Origin of the sequence: Bradyrhizobium sp. DOA1 (genome assembly GCF_001593325.1) — a bacterium.
Classification (GTDB): Bacteria; Pseudomonadota; Alphaproteobacteria; order Rhizobiales; family Xanthobacteraceae; genus Bradyrhizobium.
Genome location: NZ_JXJM01000001.1, coordinates 3,279,938 through 3,295,518 on the forward strand (window position 1 = coordinate 3,279,938; position 15,581 = coordinate 3,295,518).

The 15,581-nt window shown below is 62.4% G+C and carries 30 protein-coding genes and 1 tRNA gene; 14 read left to right on the top strand and 17 right to left on the bottom strand.

Annotation, left to right across the window (positions count from 1 at the left end; genetic code table 11):
- Nucleotides 1-115 precede the first annotated feature (115 nt).
- Both SE91_RS15515 and SE91_RS15520 read right to left on the bottom strand, forming a co-directional pair.
- The gene (locus SE91_RS15515; protein WP_060736008.1) at nt 116-778 is read right to left on the bottom strand and encodes a cold-shock protein; all 663 of its coding nucleotides are present in this window, start codon (nt 776-778) and stop codon (nt 116-118) included.
- Nucleotides 779-976: 198 nt separating this feature from the next.
- Nucleotides 977-1,738 (bottom strand): SIR2 family NAD-dependent protein deacylase, encoded by a 762-nt coding sequence (locus SE91_RS15520; protein WP_061848186.1) that lies wholly within the window; start codon nt 1,736-1,738, stop codon nt 977-979.
- A gap of 260 nt (nt 1,739-1,998) precedes the next feature.
- Here SE91_RS15520 and SE91_RS37090 point away from each other — a divergent pair, with 260 nt between their 5' ends.
- Nucleotides 1,999-2,163: a hypothetical protein gene (locus SE91_RS37090; protein WP_008558907.1), complete on the top strand. Its 165-nt coding sequence runs from the start codon at nt 1,999-2,001 to the stop codon at nt 2,161-2,163.
- A gap of 64 nt (nt 2,164-2,227) precedes the next feature.
- On the opposite strand, the gene SE91_RS15525 is transcribed toward SE91_RS37090, so the two are convergent.
- Nucleotides 2,228-2,515 carry a hypothetical protein gene (locus tag SE91_RS15525; protein ID WP_061851146.1) on the bottom strand — a complete coding sequence of 96 codons (288 nt, stop codon included), beginning with the start codon at nt 2,513-2,515 and terminating at the stop codon, nt 2,228-2,230.
- 283 nt (nt 2,516-2,798) lie between these two features.
- Here SE91_RS15525 and SE91_RS15530 point away from each other — a divergent pair, with 283 nt between their 5' ends.
- A complete protein-coding gene (locus SE91_RS15530) occupies nt 2,799-3,029 on the top strand; it encodes a hypothetical protein (protein ID WP_060736006.1) in 231 nt (76 codons plus the stop codon).
- A 75-nt stretch (nt 3,030-3,104) separates the two neighbouring features.
- The gene (locus SE91_RS38040) at nt 3,105-3,230 is read left to right on the top strand and encodes a hypothetical protein (RefSeq protein ID WP_008558901.1); all 126 of its coding nucleotides are present in this window, start codon (nt 3,105-3,107) and stop codon (nt 3,228-3,230) included.
- A gap of 8 nt (nt 3,231-3,238) precedes the next feature.
- On the opposite strand, the gene SE91_RS15535 is transcribed toward SE91_RS38040, so the two are convergent.
- From SE91_RS15535 to SE91_RS15540, 4 genes are all read right to left on the bottom strand, one after another.
- Entirely contained in the window at nt 3,239-3,436 is a 198-nt protein-coding gene (locus SE91_RS15535; RefSeq protein WP_061851147.1) for a hypothetical protein, read from the bottom strand.
- A gap of 489 nt (nt 3,437-3,925) precedes the next feature.
- Entirely contained in the window at nt 3,926-4,090 is a 165-nt protein-coding gene (locus SE91_RS36280; RefSeq protein ID WP_156489626.1) for a hypothetical protein, read from the bottom strand.
- A gap of 78 nt (nt 4,091-4,168) precedes the next feature.
- A complete protein-coding gene (locus SE91_RS37095) occupies nt 4,169-4,306 on the bottom strand; it encodes a hypothetical protein (RefSeq protein ID WP_197489470.1) in 138 nt (45 codons plus the stop codon).
- Nucleotides 4,307-4,669: 363 nt separating this feature from the next.
- Nucleotides 4,670-4,966: an HU family DNA-binding protein gene (locus tag SE91_RS15540; RefSeq protein ID WP_008558895.1), complete on the bottom strand. Its 297-nt coding sequence runs from the start codon at nt 4,964-4,966 to the stop codon at nt 4,670-4,672.
- Between the two features lie 351 nt (nt 4,967-5,317).
- Between SE91_RS15540 and SE91_RS15545 the strand changes: the two genes are divergently transcribed.
- Both SE91_RS15545 and SE91_RS15550 read left to right on the top strand, forming a co-directional pair.
- Nucleotides 5,318-5,809 carry a hypothetical protein gene (locus SE91_RS15545; RefSeq protein WP_061848187.1) on the top strand — a complete coding sequence of 164 codons (492 nt, stop codon included), beginning with the start codon at nt 5,318-5,320 and terminating at the stop codon, nt 5,807-5,809.
- 116 nt (nt 5,810-5,925) lie between these two features.
- On the top strand, nt 5,926-6,228 hold the full coding sequence (locus SE91_RS15550; protein WP_061848188.1) for a hypothetical protein: 303 nt from the start codon (nt 5,926-5,928) through the stop codon (nt 6,226-6,228).
- A 34-nt stretch (nt 6,229-6,262) separates the two neighbouring features.
- On the opposite strand, the gene SE91_RS15555 is transcribed toward SE91_RS15550, so the two are convergent.
- Nucleotides 6,263-6,469, bottom strand: coding sequence for a hypothetical protein (locus tag SE91_RS15555; protein WP_061848189.1), 207 nt, complete (start codon nt 6,467-6,469; stop codon nt 6,263-6,265).
- Between the two features lie 198 nt (nt 6,470-6,667).
- Nucleotides 6,668-7,237 (bottom strand): hypothetical protein, encoded by a 570-nt coding sequence (locus SE91_RS15560; RefSeq protein ID WP_156489627.1) that lies wholly within the window; start codon nt 7,235-7,237, stop codon nt 6,668-6,670.
- Nucleotides 7,238-8,088: 851 nt separating this feature from the next.
- Here SE91_RS15560 and SE91_RS36285 point away from each other — a divergent pair.
- Entirely contained in the window at nt 8,089-8,322 is a 234-nt protein-coding gene (locus SE91_RS36285) for a hypothetical protein (protein WP_144441355.1), read from the top strand.
- Between the two features lie 17 nt (nt 8,323-8,339).
- Here the strand turns inward: SE91_RS36285 and SE91_RS38255 are convergent, their stop codons facing one another.
- From SE91_RS38255 to SE91_RS15570, 3 genes are all read right to left on the bottom strand, one after another.
- Complete coding sequence (locus tag SE91_RS38255) at nt 8,340-8,567, bottom strand: DUF2934 domain-containing protein (RefSeq protein WP_156489628.1); 228 nt, start codon at nt 8,565-8,567, stop codon at nt 8,340-8,342.
- Between the two features lie 197 nt (nt 8,568-8,764).
- Nucleotides 8,765-8,992: a hypothetical protein gene (locus tag SE91_RS15565; protein WP_008558862.1), complete on the bottom strand. Its 228-nt coding sequence runs from the start codon at nt 8,990-8,992 to the stop codon at nt 8,765-8,767.
- Nucleotides 8,986-9,219, bottom strand: a complete 234-nt coding sequence (locus SE91_RS15570) for a hypothetical protein (RefSeq protein WP_008558859.1) — start codon at nt 9,217-9,219, stop codon at nt 8,986-8,988. The genes SE91_RS15565 and SE91_RS15570 overlap by 7 nt, the downstream gene beginning before the upstream one ends.
- Nucleotides 9,220-9,316: 97 nt before the next feature.
- Here SE91_RS15570 and SE91_RS15575 point away from each other — a divergent pair, with 97 nt between their 5' ends.
- Genes SE91_RS15575 through SE91_RS36295 form a run of 3 tightly spaced genes read left to right on the top strand, consistent with a single transcriptional unit; the run spans nt 9,317 to nt 9,899 of the window.
- The gene (locus SE91_RS15575) at nt 9,317-9,508 is read left to right on the top strand and encodes a DUF3072 domain-containing protein (RefSeq protein WP_008558856.1); all 192 of its coding nucleotides are present in this window, start codon (nt 9,317-9,319) and stop codon (nt 9,506-9,508) included.
- 58 nt (nt 9,509-9,566) lie between these two features.
- Nucleotides 9,567-9,719 carry a hypothetical protein gene (locus SE91_RS36290; RefSeq protein ID WP_156489629.1) on the top strand — a complete coding sequence of 51 codons (153 nt, stop codon included), beginning with the start codon at nt 9,567-9,569 and terminating at the stop codon, nt 9,717-9,719.
- A gap of 33 nt (nt 9,720-9,752) precedes the next feature.
- On the top strand, nt 9,753-9,899 hold the full coding sequence (locus tag SE91_RS36295) for a hypothetical protein (RefSeq protein ID WP_156489630.1): 147 nt from the start codon (nt 9,753-9,755) through the stop codon (nt 9,897-9,899).
- 353 nt (nt 9,900-10,252) lie between these two features.
- On the opposite strand, the gene SE91_RS38045 is transcribed toward SE91_RS36295, so the two are convergent.
- Complete coding sequence (locus SE91_RS38045) at nt 10,253-10,384, bottom strand: hypothetical protein (RefSeq protein WP_257721909.1); 132 nt, start codon at nt 10,382-10,384, stop codon at nt 10,253-10,255.
- Between the two features lie 684 nt (nt 10,385-11,068).
- Here SE91_RS38045 and SE91_RS15585 point away from each other — a divergent pair.
- The 4 genes from SE91_RS15585 (at nt 11,069) to SE91_RS15600 (ending at nt 13,851) form a co-directional block, all read left to right on the top strand.
- Entirely contained in the window at nt 11,069-11,389 is a 321-nt protein-coding gene (locus SE91_RS15585; protein WP_349540748.1) for a hypothetical protein, read from the top strand.
- A 192-nt stretch (nt 11,390-11,581) separates the two neighbouring features.
- Nucleotides 11,582-12,241: an NAD-dependent epimerase/dehydratase family protein gene (locus SE91_RS15590; RefSeq protein ID WP_061848193.1), complete on the top strand. Its 660-nt coding sequence runs from the start codon at nt 11,582-11,584 to the stop codon at nt 12,239-12,241.
- A 137-nt stretch (nt 12,242-12,378) separates the two neighbouring features.
- On the top strand, nt 12,379-12,831 hold the full coding sequence (locus SE91_RS15595; protein WP_008558841.1) for a VOC family protein: 453 nt from the start codon (nt 12,379-12,381) through the stop codon (nt 12,829-12,831).
- 381 nt (nt 12,832-13,212) lie between these two features.
- Nucleotides 13,213-13,851, top strand: coding sequence for a glutathione S-transferase family protein (locus SE91_RS15600; RefSeq protein ID WP_008558839.1), 639 nt, complete (start codon nt 13,213-13,215; stop codon nt 13,849-13,851).
- 231 nt (nt 13,852-14,082) lie between these two features.
- Here SE91_RS15600 and SE91_RS36300 read toward each other — a convergent pair whose 3' ends face one another.
- Genes SE91_RS36300 through SE91_RS15615 form a run of 3 tightly spaced genes read right to left on the bottom strand, consistent with a single transcriptional unit; the run spans nt 14,083 to nt 14,823 of the window.
- Nucleotides 14,083-14,250 (bottom strand): hypothetical protein, encoded by a 168-nt coding sequence (locus SE91_RS36300; RefSeq protein ID WP_008558837.1) that lies wholly within the window; start codon nt 14,248-14,250, stop codon nt 14,083-14,085.
- A gap of 6 nt (nt 14,251-14,256) precedes the next feature.
- On the bottom strand, nt 14,257-14,511 hold the full coding sequence (locus tag SE91_RS15610) for a hypothetical protein (protein WP_061851148.1): 255 nt from the start codon (nt 14,509-14,511) through the stop codon (nt 14,257-14,259).
- A gap of 57 nt (nt 14,512-14,568) precedes the next feature.
- The gene (locus tag SE91_RS15615; protein WP_008558833.1) at nt 14,569-14,823 is read right to left on the bottom strand and encodes a PilZ domain-containing protein; all 255 of its coding nucleotides are present in this window, start codon (nt 14,821-14,823) and stop codon (nt 14,569-14,571) included.
- A gap of 223 nt (nt 14,824-15,046) precedes the next feature.
- Between SE91_RS15615 and SE91_RS15620 the strand changes: the two genes are divergently transcribed.
- A tRNA-Glu gene (locus tag SE91_RS15620) sits at nt 15,047-15,121 on the top strand.
- On the opposite strand, the gene SE91_RS37100 is transcribed toward SE91_RS15620, so the two are convergent.
- Nucleotides 15,109-15,581 (bottom strand): SGNH hydrolase domain-containing protein (locus SE91_RS37100; RefSeq protein WP_283806249.1); only part of this gene is annotated, 473 nt, incomplete at its 5' end. The two genes, SE91_RS15620 and SE91_RS37100, sit on opposite strands and share 13 nt — an antisense overlap.

A 15,581-nucleotide genomic window follows, 5' to 3' on the forward strand; every position in this document is an offset into this window, starting at 1 on the left:
GTACTCGAGGCGTGGGACTGGAGCAGTCCTTACGCGGGGGTCGCCGGAAAAGCCAGAGGCGCGCCGGCCAGCCGGCGCGCCTCTGCTCACGATTGCGGGAACGGACCCGTCTAAATTAGTGCGACTGCAGGCCCGGCGATCCGGTCTCGGGATGGATCTCGGCCGCCATCATGCCCTTGGAGCCGGGCCCGAAGCGGACCAGCACATATTGCCCGGGCCGCAGCTCGGTCATGCCGAAGCGGCGCAGCGTCTCCATGTGCACGAAGATGTCGGGCGTGCCCTCCCCGCAGGTCAGGAAGCCGAAGCCGCGCAGCCGGTTGAACCATTTGACCTGGGCCCGCTCCAGGCCGCTGGTCGGGGTGACCGTGACATGGGTGCGCGGCGGCAGCATCTGCGCCGGATGGATCGCGGTGGACTCGTCCATCGAGACCACGCGGAAGGCCTGATAGCCCTTGGCGCGCTGGATGCACTCGACGACGATGCGGGCGCCCTCGTAAGCAGTCTGGAAGCCGTCGCGCCGGAGCACGGTCACGTGCAGCAGCACGTCCGGCCAGCCATTGTCGGGAACGATGAAGCCGTAACCCTTGGAGGCGTCGAACCATTTGATGACGCCGGTCACCTCGACGAGGTTGGCGCTGGTCTCACCGAGACCGGTGAAGGGACTGAGCGCGGTGTCACGGCCCGCGCCACCATGCTCACCCGGCGCCAATCGCCCCGGCGAAGCGCTCTGTCCGGGAACTCCAAGCTTCTTGGACTCAAATCCGTCCGACGACCCCATAACCCCGGACCCCACACTGCCATGCAACCCGCCACATTGGCGGCTCTCGAATCACGCGTCTTAAGAGAATGTTCTCAATTCGACGCGACGCGAATCTTTCGACTCAAAAGATAACACTCCCGGTTGCGAGGCATAGACAAAAAAGAGATTCGCCGGAACCTATGAACAGCTTGCACGGCCGCGAATCAAATTGATGCCTCAATTTCCGACAAAGGACCCGAGAGTCTCACCGATGTCGTGGCGGATGACGAGATCGGCGATGTCGTCCTGCTCGGTCGGCTCGCGGTTGATGATCACCAGACGTGCACCAGCGTTCTTCGCCATCATCGGAAAGCCCGCCGCCGGCCACACCACCAGCGAGGAACCGATGGCGATGAAGAGATCGCAGGCCTGCGACAACGCGGTCGCGCGCTGCATCTCGTCCTCGGGCATCATCTGGCCGAACGAGATCGTGGCGGTCTTCACCGGCTCATCGCAACTCGTGCAGTTGGGCGCGGCGCCGTCGGCGTCGAACCTCTGCTTCACGCAGTCGAGCGAAAAGACCTGCCCGCATCCGATGCATCGCGCATAAGTAGTATTTCCGTGAAGTTCAACCACGTGCTCGGGCGCCAGTCCCGAGGCCTGGTGCAGATTGTCGATGTTTTGGGTGATGACGGCGGGAACCTTGCCGGCGCGGTACAACGAGGCCAATGCGCGGTGACCGCGGCCCGGCTTTGCCGCGGCGAACACCGCCTCCATCGCAAAGCGCCGGCGCCAGGATTCGTCACGCGCCTCCTGGCTCGCCACGAACTCGTCGAACGGGATCGGACGATAGCGCGTCCAAATTCCGCCCGGCGAGCGGAAGTCGGGGATGCCGCATTCGGTCGAGATGCCCGCGCCGGTGAACGGCACGATCCTCTTCGCTTCGGCGATCATGTCGCCGAGCCGTTCGACGCCGCTGCGAAGATCCGATGCAATCACGCGCTGCTCCCGATGTGTTTGCGCTCCCAGGGCGGGCAAGCGGCAAGATTGTTGACGCTCTTATCCACCGTGAAAGAAAAGAGCGAGACAAACAGAGTAGGCAATTCCTTCCGCCCTTCCCATATCACAATCCTGCAATGCCTCCTCCCCATTGACGCCCCATTCCGAAGCACCAATGGATGCGTTGACGCGACTCAACGTGATTGCGGCGGCAGCGCTTGAGTTCAGGTGCACATACTCAGGTGTAGAGGGGATTTGACATGACCGAAGACGAACAACGCAAAGAGCGCGAACGCGAAGAGATTGCCGCCCGTGTCGCCGCCTTCCGTGCCACCCAGGAAAAATTCAAGCGTGAGCGCGAGGAATATTTCGTGTCGACACTGGAGAATGCCCGCAAGGTCGAACGTCCTTCGCTCTGGCCGTAGACGCGAATGTCGCGCGCACGAAAAAAGCCCGGAGCATCGCTCCGGGCTTTTCGTTTCTCGGTCGCTACCAGTGGCGCCAATGATGGTGCCGGTGGTACGGTCCGCCACCGTAATAGGCGTAGGGGCCAGGCTCGTAATAGTAGCGCGGGCCGCCATAATAGCCGTATCTCGGACCGTAATAGCCGTACGGCTGCGATGCGGCGACCGCGCCCGCGGTGATCGCGCCGGCGGCCAAACCGAATGCCAGGCCCGGACCGATGCCGCGACCGCGTGCCTCGGCAGGCGCAGGCGCCGCGACCGCGGTCACGCCGACCGCTGCGACGGTGGCCAGAACTGCCAGTGTCTTCTTCATCATCTTACTCCTTCGCGCGTCTCGCCGAGATAACGGCGGCCGCCTGCGATGGTTGCGCGCAGTTGGGAACCCGGAGCCACCAAAAAACAGTGAACCCGCGGGAACGATCGCGCGGCGGGCGGATTGACCTTGCAAGTGCGGAAGCCTCCGCCATCCGGTTGAGGCGACAGCACGAAGACCCCGTCAGCATCCTCCGCGGTGCTGGCGGGGTTTTTAGTTTCACGGGAGAAATGGCAGCAGACGCGTGTGGTTGCCAGCGGGGCGGACGAGTTAGGAGGAGAGATTGCCGATATCCGCTTTGCTGGCTCGTATCCGCCGGCTCGTGCCCAAATCCGACGATCAGCACTACGAGGAAATCGTCCGCAACTTTGGTGTCGGCGCGCTGCGTCCGCCGCCGACGCCGATGAGCGACCGCGAATTGGCGCAGGCCATCGCCGAGTTCCTGAGGGAACAGCCGTCGAGCGAATCCGTCGCGGCCTTGGGCCGCAAGCTCGATCCCTCCTCACCGCTTTGAGCCGTTCTGATGTGAGCGGGGAACGACGAGTTCGCGCACACGTTGAGATCGGCCTTCAGGAAGGAGAGACCCGATATGCCTGCGTGGCTCGAAGTCCTGCTCAATTTGTCCGGCTATGCCGGCTTCGTCGCCCTCGCCTCGCGCGGCGGCACCTTTACGAACGCGTCTGCTGACGACCGGACCAGCGGCGGGAGAAACTAGCGCGCTTCCTAGTTCGTGCGCGGCGGCTGCCCTGCCGTGCGTACCAGGCGGTCGGCCTTGACCGCCACCCGCGTGTCCTCGACCTGCGGCCGCAGCGAGAAGCTGATCAGCACGAAAGCGAGACAAAAGAGCGTGCCGACGACGGCGACGCGCCGATAGGTGTGGCGATCGCCTTGATGAAAGGACGGCTCTGAAAATGGCGTCATGGCAAATTGCTTCTTGGCAAAGGTCGTGTCTTGATTCTCTTGCCAAACACCTATCCCAAGCAGCGGCAAGCGCAACGCCATTGGGCTTTTAACCTAACCGAATAGGGTTATCGGCTTTTGCACAAGCTTTCGTTAGGAGTTGCGCAGCCGGCTTTCGCATCGCGGTGCGCGGCTTCCGACATCGCACGGAAGCTCGCGCCCTCCTCCGTTTTGTTCCAGCTTCGACTCCTTTTCGTTCGCGAAGAACGAATCGGAATCGAAGAAATCGGCGCGAAGCAACTCTTAACAAGCGGTATGCGCGCGCACGGCGAACGTCCGATCACGCGACGCCCATCGCGACGCTACGACAACCACGTAAAGCCTCTCGCGAACGCTGGCCGCCACACGCATGTCCCGCATCGATACAGAAGCCACGGCTTGTTCTACATCCGACTCCATTCCGTTCGCAAAGAACGAATCGGAGTCGAAAGAATCAGGGAGACGCAAATCCTAACGATCGGTGAAAGCCGGCGCCGTCACGTGCTCGGCGCAAGACTCGACGGCAAAATCTTCGGCGGCAAGAACTTCGAGACGACGCCGAACACGATGACGATCTCGCGGCACGGCTCGCAGCGAAAGCTGTTGGGCGAGATCGCCGTCATCGGCTTGGCGCATTGTGGACATGTCATCCTGCGCGAACGCAGGCGTCCCACGTTCGTTCCAATGATATGGCAACGCGTCTCGGCCGCCCGATCACGCCGCCCGCTTCGCTTTGCCCTTGTCCGAAAAGCATTCCAGGATCTGGATGCGGAGCTCTTCTGCGGCCGGACCTTCGAGCTTCCGGAGCTCGTTCCAGAGCCTGATCACTTCGCGCTGTTTCTCGACGGTCATGAATCACCTCCCAGAAGAAGATGCCTCACTAGAACAAACTGAGAACAAAAAGTCCAGACCTCTCCCTGAAAAACCCGGGCACGACGCGTTGAACCTTTCCCCTGCTGCGCGGACCCATGGAAAGCTGGGGATTTCAGCGCCCAGTCATACGGCAGCGCCGCCTGACGAACATATTCCGTCATCGCGGCGCTGTTGCTTTTTGGATTTTCAACCTTAAGTGTAGTGCACGGCTGGCGGCCAGGCGCTGAAATCCCAACGCCGCCGGCCGAGAGAGCCCCGTGCGCAAGCGCGGGGTTTTTCTTTGGAGCATGATCCGGAAAAGTGTGCGCGGTTTTCCGAAAAGATCATGCTCAAACAACGTCTTTAGACCGCGTCCTTGGCCACCTTCAGCGGCGAGGCCTTGACCGACTTGCTGGCGGGCTTGGCGGCGAACTGCATCGGCTCCTTGGTGAAGGGATTGATGCCCATCCGGGCTTCGGTCGCCGGCTTGTTCACGACCGACATCTTCACGAAGCCGGGAATGACGAACTCGCCGGACTCGTTGAGCTCCTTGTAGCCGACCGTGGCCATGTACTCGATCACCGACTTCACGTCGTTCTTCGACAGCTGCGTACCTTCGGCAATTGCATCGATCAATTGGGTCTTCGTCATCTTCGCCATGTTCTGAATTCCTTTGAAGGGATGCGCACGTAAACTCTGTGGGACGCGGGGGAAGACCCGCGGAGGCGCGCTTTGGATTCATGCCAGAGGTCATGAAGTGACCGGGCTTAGAGCCCATCGAGGCCCAAAACGCAAGCAGCGGTTCTCTGGGGTTCCAGACTACCTGTGAACGATGCGGCAGCTCGTGTGGATTCTTTTTGAACCATTTTCCGGCTGGCGCGTCTCATTCATGAAGTCCCCAAGCTTCACCCCACCAGAGAGCCCCGCTTCCCCCAGGCGGGGTTTTCGCTTCTCGGTGCCCGGCAGTCTGCCGGCTGCTATATGGTCGAGCAGTTTTCTCGTGGGGGACTCATGAAGGTCGCTATCGTTCTCGCCGGCTTGGTCGTTGTTGCTGTCGCAGCCATCGTCGCGATCCAGCCGAGCTTCCTGAAGCCCGCCTCCCTCGCCGGCGTGAAGAAGTCGGACATGTTCGGCTTCTCGCCCGGAATGACATCCGACGAAACGACCAAGCTCGTCACTCAGCGTCACTATCTCTGCCGTCAGGGCCGCGGCTCGCTAACCCTCGAATGCGAGATCAACGGCGCCAAGGTCACGGTCTACAGCGACGATGCGGACGCCAGGCGTCCGATCTGGCGCGTCCACGCGGAGCTGAACAATCCGGGCCCGCAGGAGGCCGCCGTCAAATCGATCTCCGACCAGTTCAACGCCGAGGCCGTCAAGGATCAGGACGGATGGACATGGATCGTCGGCCGCGGATTCAAGCTCAGCTATGACGGTACCGCCTTGAACCTCGTCGACGCGGCGGCGGAGGCCCGGCTTCGCAAGACCGACGCCAAGCGCTAGCGAACCCAGCCGGTCACCTCGTCGTGAAACTTGTGGCCGGGCACGCCTTGTTGAGACTTCGGTAACCTAACGCCGCCAATCTCGCATCAGTAAGGTTGCGTTGGAGTATCCCCGAAATGCTGGATTTTAACGAGCTGCGCGAACTCGCGGCAGATGTGCGCATTTTCGTCGATGTCGCCGAAGACAAGGCCGAGGCGCTGCGCGCCGTCATCGCAGCCTATGACGTGGTGCTTGCGATCTTCCCGTCCGGCGACGGCGTGGGCCTGCACGTCGTCAAGGGCAAGGAGATCCTGGACAGGATCGCAAGCTCGGGGAGCCACGCGATGTACAGCCACACGGCGATCGCAGTTCCCGACCTCGAACATGCCGAAGTGCTCAAATATCTGACGGGGCCAGTCGAGCAACGGATTGCAGCCTGATCGTTGAGGGGCGCACGTGTGGCGTGCGCCCGCTCTAGGCCATGCGGCTCTTCCGCCGCAGACCGATGCGCGTGCCCGGCAGATTGAGGCCGAGCTCGATCGCACGCGATCTGATCGAGGCGATCGGACGCTTGAGCTTCACGATCATCAAGGTGAGGCTCTTGCCAGTTTCACACATGGACCGAAGCAGGCGATCGTCATCTTCCGACCAGCGTTCGTGGTTGTAGGTGCGGGCAGCCATGGGCGTTGCCTCTAAGGCCATTGAGGCGGGGCCAGTCGCGGGAAATTCAAAGGACCCAGCTTCGCCTTTACTGAGCGCGGCGGCTGGGTGTCAGTTGAGGAGCGGCTTGTTACGCTGCCGCCTGACACAGAGATAATTCCAGGACGTTGTTTTTCAACTGACTTACGGATTTGTAATCGACTCGGATGATGTCCGACGTCAGCGCACGTCGGCGATGATCGCGGCCACGCGTCGTGAGTGCTGATCCACGATGACGAGACTGTTTCCCGCGATCAGGTACTGGTCTCCCCAAAATCCGTTCAGCACCTGAGTTGCTTCCGGCGGCAGGTCGGCGACACCGGTCTGGCGGGGGATCGAGGTGCCGATCATCATCTCGAAATTCGGACGATCCATGGCAGGTCCCTGTGCGGACGAGAAGATCGCACGGAGCTGGTCGCGTTGCGCGCCGCTGAGGTTCGCTGGACCGGCAGTTTCCTTGATTTCGCGGGCCCGGCGTCCTGTCGAATCTTCGTTTCGGGCGGGATCTTCCTTCGCAGCCGTGCTGATCGCTTCCCGTTGGCTCGGAACTCCGGTCCCAACCGTGGTGGCGGGCGCGCTATTGTCGGCGCCGGTGGACGAACGTCCCGCATGGTCGGTGGCCTTGAAGGTATGGGGCACGACAAACCACAATGCAAACCCCACGAAGAGGACGGCGGCGAGCGCGAATCCCCACATCATCAGCTTGCGGGTACCTTCTCTCTCTTCATTCCGGGACAGATTTGGGACCATGGTGAGCCTCTCCGATGTTTCGGGCCAACCCGAGCATCGAGCGACCGTTCCTAAGTCGCGTTCGGCGCGGTCCGCGTCTGCAAGACTCGCCGGCGGTCGCGACGGGATTGGAACGTTCAGCTCCCGCGCGCGCTGATCGAAGGCAATCAGAGCGGCCGCCAAGGCCGAACAGAGAGAAGTGCCATGCCGAACGATTCAGAACAGAAGTACAATCGATTCCGAAAGAGCGTTCCGAACCGCCCGGCCAACATCCCGCCGGACCGCACGCCAAGCCGGAGCTGACCGATCCGGACAAGACGCCCGGATGCGGCGTTTTGCCCGAACCGGATGACCCGAACATCAGTCCGACGGGCTAGAAAAACAATGGAGCTGCATTCCGACGTTGCCACAGCATCAGCCGGATTGCCTCCCGCGGGCGTCGTCAGTAGCCCAGCATGTACACCGTGAAGCCGATCACGATACAGCTGAGCCCGACGATTGCCGTCACGATCTCGACGAGGTTTTCCAAGCCTAGCGATCGCACGATGGTGTCCCATAAGGCGGACAGAAGGATCTCCAGTATCTCAGTGAGCAGGCTTTGACGCATGAAAATTGGTCACGCCCGGCTCTGCCGTGGTTCACGCGTCCTGCTCCTGGGACGGCCGCGCTTTTCATTTGAACTTTTCGCCGGCGCGAACGTCTTACAGTTGAAGCGCCCCTAAGCTTCACTTTGACAGAGAACCCCGCTTTCCCCGGCGGGGTTTTCGCTTTTGCGCGCTGCATCAGCTCACCTGCAATTTCAAGCCCCTCTTTGCCGTTGACCCGACGATCCCTTCCACGCACTTTTCCGGCGGGCAGGGTTTTGAGGAAAAATGATGCCGAAAACCCTAGTGGAATTCAGAGCGCAGAACCTTCGTTTGCTTGAGCAGCTTTGTCCCGACGATCCCGCCTACATTAAAGCCTGGCTGAAGCAATTCGATGAGCAGAACGGAATTCTGGCCGAGCTTCATGCGAAGCCCGGCAAGACACGAGGTGCTTCCGCCCGGAAGGCTGCATCTTCCGGTCGGGCCGGATCATCTCGCGCTTCGGTCCACTCGGTTTCGTGAAGCAAGCGCCGCGTATGTCAGGCAGCGCGGCGCTTCTTCCGCGAACCTGCAGACTTCGCTTTCGGTTTGTCGGAGCTCGCCTTCGAGACGCGCGCCACCGCGCCGAGTGACGCTGCGAGGATCTCGCGCTGGGCTTCGAGCCAGTGCCTTTCGGCGTGGCCATGCTCGGCACCGCCGTCCATCCAAAGCTGGTAAGCACGTTCGCGGATTGCTTGTTGCAGATCTGATATCGCTGTCCCCTCCAATTTGGAGCGGCATCGTGAGCGCGGTCGGTTAACAAGCTCTCAAGCGAGCGGCGTTCCGTCTAGGGAACACGCATCGCGTCACCTCGCGAGCCAACACCACACAGCGAGCCGATTGGCGATACGCACGATCATGGCAGCTCGAGCGTGAACGTCACGACGAGCGACGCTCCTCGACGCAAATCACGGCACCAAAGCGCTCACCGAACGTCCGCGGCTTTTCTGGTCTCGCCAATCGAGACTGGCTTGTTGAGAAAATACTCGCGGTTGCCGGTCGCCGCTTCCGCATATTGGTCGATCGCCACGATGATCGCCTGGACATGCGCATAGCACCAGCCTTCCCGCGTCGCCTTGCGGCGAACGTCCTCGAGCGCGGCCAGGAAGGGCGACAGCTCTCTCTCGTCGTCGAACCAGCGCCTGCTCACCATGTCCTCCCCCCGAGCACCCTGCCCTTGGTCTGGCGCGGCTGCGCCGCCTTCAGCGCGTCGCGCTGCGTGCAGAGGCCTTCGACCTTCGCCTCCATCCGCGACAGCAGCGCTTCGGCCGAGGCCGTGCCCAGACCTGCGCGCTGGAGCTGGAGGATCTCCTTTCTCTGCCGTCCTATCTGGATGCGCATCCGTTCGATCTCCCGCCTGAGATAGTCCAGGTCCGGCATGTTCCCGCCTCGCGATTTTGAATATGCGGCATGAGAACAAAAAAGGAACGAAGAGTCGAGTCCGACGTTGGACGGACGACGGAATAGGAGATGTGCAATGGCCGACAACACGCAGAAGGACCCGAAAGACTGGGTTTCCGGCGACGATCCGATGACCGGAGCCCAGGAGTCCTACCTTAAGACCCTCGCCGAGCAGGCCGACGAGCAGCCGCCCGAGGCCGAGCTGACCAAGGCGGAAGCCTCCGAGCTGATCGACAAGATGCGGCAAAAGGCCGGGCTGGAGAAGTGAGCCGTAGAATTGCGGGAACCCGACTCCGTGTGTATGCAAACGAAATTGGGAATCGGAAATGCCATATTTCGTTTGCGCCCGCGACGGAGCGGGCCAGGTCATTCTGAAAAGAGACACCAAGGAAGCGGCCGAGAAGAAGGCCGCCGAACTCCGCGACATGGGCTATTTCGAAGTCGAGATCATCGCCAAGGGTGTCGAGAAGGCGGCGTAGGAACGCGCGCGCCGCCGGCCGCGTTGGCCATACATGACAAAGGCATCGCTCCAGCACCAGGCCGACCGCGCCGAAGCCCTCGCCGCCCAGACGGCGGATGGCGAAATCAGAGAAGCTCTATTGAAGGCTGCGGAGGAATATCGAGCGCAATTGGAGAACGAAGACGACGAGGCGGAGTGAGGCGGCTCCGAGGATAGGTACCGCTGATGCATACGATTTCGACAACACCATGAGCGCACGCCTCGCCCTTCGAGACGACCGCTTCGCGGTCTCCTCAGGGTGAGGCTGATCGGGCATCAGGGCCGTTGATACTGCCGCCACGCACTCGGCCCTCATCCTGAGGAGCCCGCCCATGGCGGCGTCTCGAAGGATGGCCGCAGCGGGACCTTCGCTGCTTTCTCCGATTTCATCCGCCGGCCTGCAAGCGCATGGCGCCCTGCCCCGCACTGGCAGCCCAGCCTTTCGCTCCAGGCGCGACCAGGATGATTTCGCAGACGAAGCCGATGCCGAAACAGAGTGGCAATCCGGCGTCATCAAAACAGGTCGCCGATGAACTTCATGATACTGACGATCAGGCCGGAAAGACATGCCGCGGTGCCGAGATCGGCCAGATACAGCAACGCATGACGTTCATCCTCACTCAGTTCTGCCAGCGCCTTGCGCATCGTCCCCTCCACATCGCCTCGATGAGTTCCTCGTCATCGACAACATTCAGCAGATTGTTGATCGTCTCGTTGCAATCGCGCGATGCTGGCTCGACGTAACTTGCAAGAATGACCCGCGCCCTGTTCGACGGCTTCTCTCACGCGATCCGGCACGCCGGTACGCCACTCACTCCGTAAAGCAGAACGCGATCAGGAACGGCGCGTTCCTTCTCAACCGCCTTGAATAGCCTGCGCGCAACAACCGTTCGGAAGCGATGTCGCGACGCTCAACGTCAGGGTAGTCGGTTGCCCAGGTCGCGTTCGACTTCCTGGCGAAGCTACTCTGCGCAAAGCAGCACGAATGAGACCGGGGCGACAGCCTTGCCGATAAGGTCTCGACGAACCTCACGTAGAGGAACGAGTCCGCCCCACCGGAATTCACCCGGCGGCCCCGGCATTCTCCCCTGCATGCCGACGCCGACAGCCCCGTGGCCGCCGCTGCGGGGCTCTCCTTTCGGAGGCCATCATGAGTGACCGCACAGGCAATGAACCCGCACCCGTCGTGCTTTTCGGCTTAGCCATCCTCCCGATCATGGCGGTGCTGGCCTGGTTCGCGTTCTGACGATAGTGACGATTCCGACGCACGCTTCGGCTCGGTAAGGTCGCAAACAATTACGGTGGCAGCGCCATATCCATCGCACCTACTTGCTGCACGGGACGTCCGCGTTTGCATCTTGCTTTCAAGCACATCGTCTCTATCTGTCTCGCATGGAATTATCCGACATTCAGGACTTTGCGATCCAGGCCCGCATCGCGGCGGTTCTCGGCGCAACCGAGTTCGACCGCGTTTTCACCGGGGTTCATTTTGCCGAGGTCGAAGGGCCGCTGCTGTACGTCTACGCCAAAGACGACGCCGCCGCTGCCGCGATCGAGGAAGACTTTGCCCTGCTCATTGCAGACATTGCCGGCCGCATCTTGAAGCAGGACATCGAAGTGGTGGTCGTGCTGCCGAAGGTCTTGCAGTAGCGTTTTGGTTCGGCGATGGTGGCACGAGTTCGCTAGCCAGGTCTCCGATATTATTCCGCTTCTGTAGGTTGCCGCTCGGCCCTCCATCCCAAACGCGAGACGGTGGATGGCGGATGGAAAAGCCTAGCCTCCTTTCCATGGAAGCCGTGGCTCATCTCCTCGTCAAGCTCGCCTCGCAAACCGGTGGCTTGAATGAAAACCGCACTTGTCTTCGGCGCAACCGGCTTCATCGGCTCGCATTTGGCGCGCGACCTCTTGGACAGTCCCGACTATTCGAGGGTTGTGGCGGTGACCCGCAAGCCGCTGGCGGTGAGCCATCCGAAGCTCACGGTGTTGATCGGCGCTCTCGCGTCCCTGCCCACACTCAAGCCGCAATTGGTCGCCGACGAGATCTTCATCGCGCTCGGAACGACGCGCAAGCACACCCCTGACGAGGCCGAGTACTACAAGATCGACCATGATTATCCCCTGTTGGCGGCTGAGATCGCCAGGGCGAACGGCGCACGGTCGGTGTTTCTGGTCACGGCCGTTGGCGCCAACGCCGGCTCCGGCGTGTTTTATCTCAGAACCAAGGGCGAGGTGGAGCGGGACATTCTCTCGCTCGATTTCGAGCACACGCATATTTTCCGCCCGTCGATGATCCTCGGCGCGCGCGACGAGGACCGGCCGCGTGAACGCCTCATCATCGCGATATGGAGCGTACTCAATCCGCTGCTCGTTGGCCCAGCGGAGCGGTATCGCGGGCTCGCCGGCAACGACATCGCGCACGCCATCGCCAAAGCCGCGCGGCATCAAACCGAGAAGGTGCGCATCTATCATTGGAAGGAGATGGCGGCACTGCTTCGAACGTGATGCAGCGCGAGCCGAACCGGCACGCTTCACGCACATTTGCCCCCGCCCCCTGCCCCTCCCCCCACTTTCCTGCTATCTCTCCCCCGCCGTCCCGGCCCAAGACAAAAACCCTCCGTCCGTTCCAGGGAGCAAGAACCATGCGATACCTCCACACCATGCTGCGCGTGCGCAATCTCGATGCCGCGCTGAAGTTTTACCAGGATGCGCTGGGCTTGAAGGAGGTGCGGCGGATCGAGAACGACAAGGGGCGCTTCACGCTGGTGTTCCTGTGCTCGGCGGACGATCTCGAGGCGCTGAAGAAGCAGCCGCAAACCCGTGGAGCGCCGCTGGTCGAGCTCACCTACAACTGGGACGAGGAGAAGTACGGCGAGGATCGCTTCTTCGGCCATCTCGCCTATGAGGTCGACGACATCTACGCCACCTGCGAGAAGCTGCAAAAGGCCGGCGTCACCATCAACCGTCCCCCGCGCGACGGCAACATGGCCTTCGTGCGCTCGCCCGATCTGCACTCGATCGAGCTGTTGCAGAAGGGCGATCCGAAGCCGCCGCAGGAGCCCTGGACGTCGATGCCAAACACCGGCCATTGGTAGGCCAACAGGCAGGAACAACGCCCCTCGCCCGACGTTCTCCTTTCACGAAGCCGATTGGAGGAGGATGCGATGGCAAGAGGAATGTTGCTGTGGATGCTTGGCGTGCCGATCCCCGTGATCATCCTGTTGTGGCTGTTCTTCGGCCGCTGAGCGCTAGGTACGATTTTGCAATGAAAGCTCCGCCCATGGCGGAGCTTTTTGCATGAGGGGCGCGCGGCAATCGCGCATCGCCGATCCCGCGAAATTCCGCTATCACCCGCGCCAGACGGACGCGTAGCCCGGATGGAGCGAAGCGCAATCCGGGGTGCTTCGGCTGCGGCGCTCCCAGGTTGCGCTTCGCTCCATCAGGGCTACGGCACCGAAACACCGGGGAGACGCTTCATGCCTGACACCAAGCTGACGATCTGGGGCCGCGCCAATTCGGTCAACGTGCAGAAAGTGCTGTGGTGCCTCACCGAGCTCGGCCTCGCCTACGAGCGCGTCGACGCCGGCATGCAATACGGCAAGACCCGCGAGGCCGACTATCTCGCGATGAACCCCAATGCGCGGATCCCGACGCTGGTCGAGGGCGACTTCGTGCTGTGGGAGTCCAATTCGATCATGCGCTATCTCTGTCTCGCCCATGGAAGCGGCACGCCGATCTATCCGGAGGCGCCGAAACTGCGCGCTAGCGTCGACCGCTGGCTCGACTGGACGCTGTCGGCGGTGCAGCCGGTCGATCGCCCGGTGTTCTGGGGCATCGTGCGCACCGCGCCCGCCGAGCGCGACATGCTTCAGGTGCAGCGCGATGCCGATGCCGCCGCAGAGGTCTGGGCCATCGCCGACCGCCTGCTCTCCTCGCGCCGCTTCATCGATGGCGATGCGTTCACGCTCGCCGATATCGCGATCGGCTCCTATGCGCGGCGCTGGCTCGGCGTCGAGGGCATCAGCCGGCCGGCGCAGCCGCACCTCACGCGCTGGCTCGCCGAGCTCGGCAAACGGCCGGGATTTGCAGAGTTCGTCGCACCGCCGATGTCGTGACCCGGCCATCAGGCCGACCACTCGGCTGCCTCTTTCGACGATGCCATCATACCCCTGTTTTGCCCGACGCCTCAAGATTTGCTTCGCCGAATCCTAAGCATGTAAATCCTCAGCATTTGCCGTGACTTGGCTACTGTGCATGGGGTTGTTTTCGCGGTCTTGTTCTGGTTGGCAGGATCTTTTCGGAAGTCCGCTTTGCACGAAGCCCGGCCCTGCCGATCCGCCTCCCGCCTAGCGCCAGCCGCGCTCGACCAGCAGCACCACCATGATCAGCACCAGCGTCACCGCGGCCGTGGCGAGCCGCGCAGGCCAGCTCAGGCTGCGGCCAATCCACCACAGCAGCGCGCAATACATCAGCACGGGAACGAGGATATCGAGCCGCAAGAGGTCCTGCGTCATGAGCCCTCAACGCCAGATGGCGGTGTCGACGCTGATCGAGCCGCCGACCTTGACGCAGGTCCCGGTGCCCTCGACCATGACGAAGCGCGGTCCATAGGAGGCGCAGGACCCTGCCCTGGCCGTCCCGGCCGTCCCCTTCAGCGGCAGCGCCTTTCCGAGGTCCTTGCCTCCCTGCGGCCGCTCGGCGGGCAGCCGCAGGCTCTCGGCCGCGGTCGCGGACGTCGCCATGAGCGAGAGCAGGATCAGGAGCGGCAGGCGCATGGCCGCCTTGTAACTCGGACGCGCCTCACGCGCCATCGGATGCGCTGCGGCGCGATGTCAGAGGAACTTGATGCCGGCGGACTTGCCGCGGCGCCAGACCACCTGGCAGCTCCGTCCGGTGCGCGCATCGCGGGCGAAGGCCAGGCGGATTACGCCGGGAAGCTGGCTCGCGTCCTCGTCCATCGTGATCTTGGCGCCCGAATCCGAGATGTCCTGGACCAGGCAATGCCGCGCCGCGAATCCGCCGTCGAGCGTGATCCAGGCGTGCTGCGACAGCAACTTGCGCGCTGCGCGCTTCTTTGGCGGTGGCATCGGAATATCTCCTCCTCCAGCGCTACTCAGGGAACCCTAACAAACCGTTGAATTTGCCGCCCGATCGTCCCCGGCTCCGATGCTATCCACCGGCGCTAAAAGTCCGTTCCCGAACGGCTTGCCCGGGAGCGCAAAGGCCACTATACGTTCGCCCGCTGCAAGCTGCCGGGCCTGTTCGGCCGGCCAGCGGCCGTGCCGCGGAACGCGGCGGGGCCCTGCGTTTGCTCCCTTCGTCTATCGGTTAGGACGCCACCCTTTCACGGTGGAGAGAGCGGTTCGATTCCGCTAGGGAGCGCCACCCGCCCGAAACAGTTCCCCGCCAATGACACCGAGCACCAGCCTCGCGCCACCCGGCGACAGGTGGATCGTATCGGTGGCAATCACCTCCCGCTCCGGCGTACGCACCAAACATTCTTGCCTGATGTCGCAAAGAACCTTGCGCAGCGAGACGTAGCCGATCCCGGCCGATCTAGCGAAGCCGGACATCAGCTCGTCCTCGGCCGGACCGGAGACGCCGGAGCCGAGCCGGTCCGGGAGTTCATGCGAGAAGCGGTAGTGGTTGATGATCGCATGCGGCAGCGTGCGCTTCCAGACCGGCGGCGGCCCGACGATCACCACGCGCAAGACGCCGGCGTTTCGCAGCGCGGTGACGGTGCCCCCGAGTTTCTCCAGGTCGTTGTCGAAGCCCCACATCGCATGCAGCACGACGATGTCGGGCCGGGCCGCTGCGATCAGGCCAAAGGCCTTGCCATTGCTGA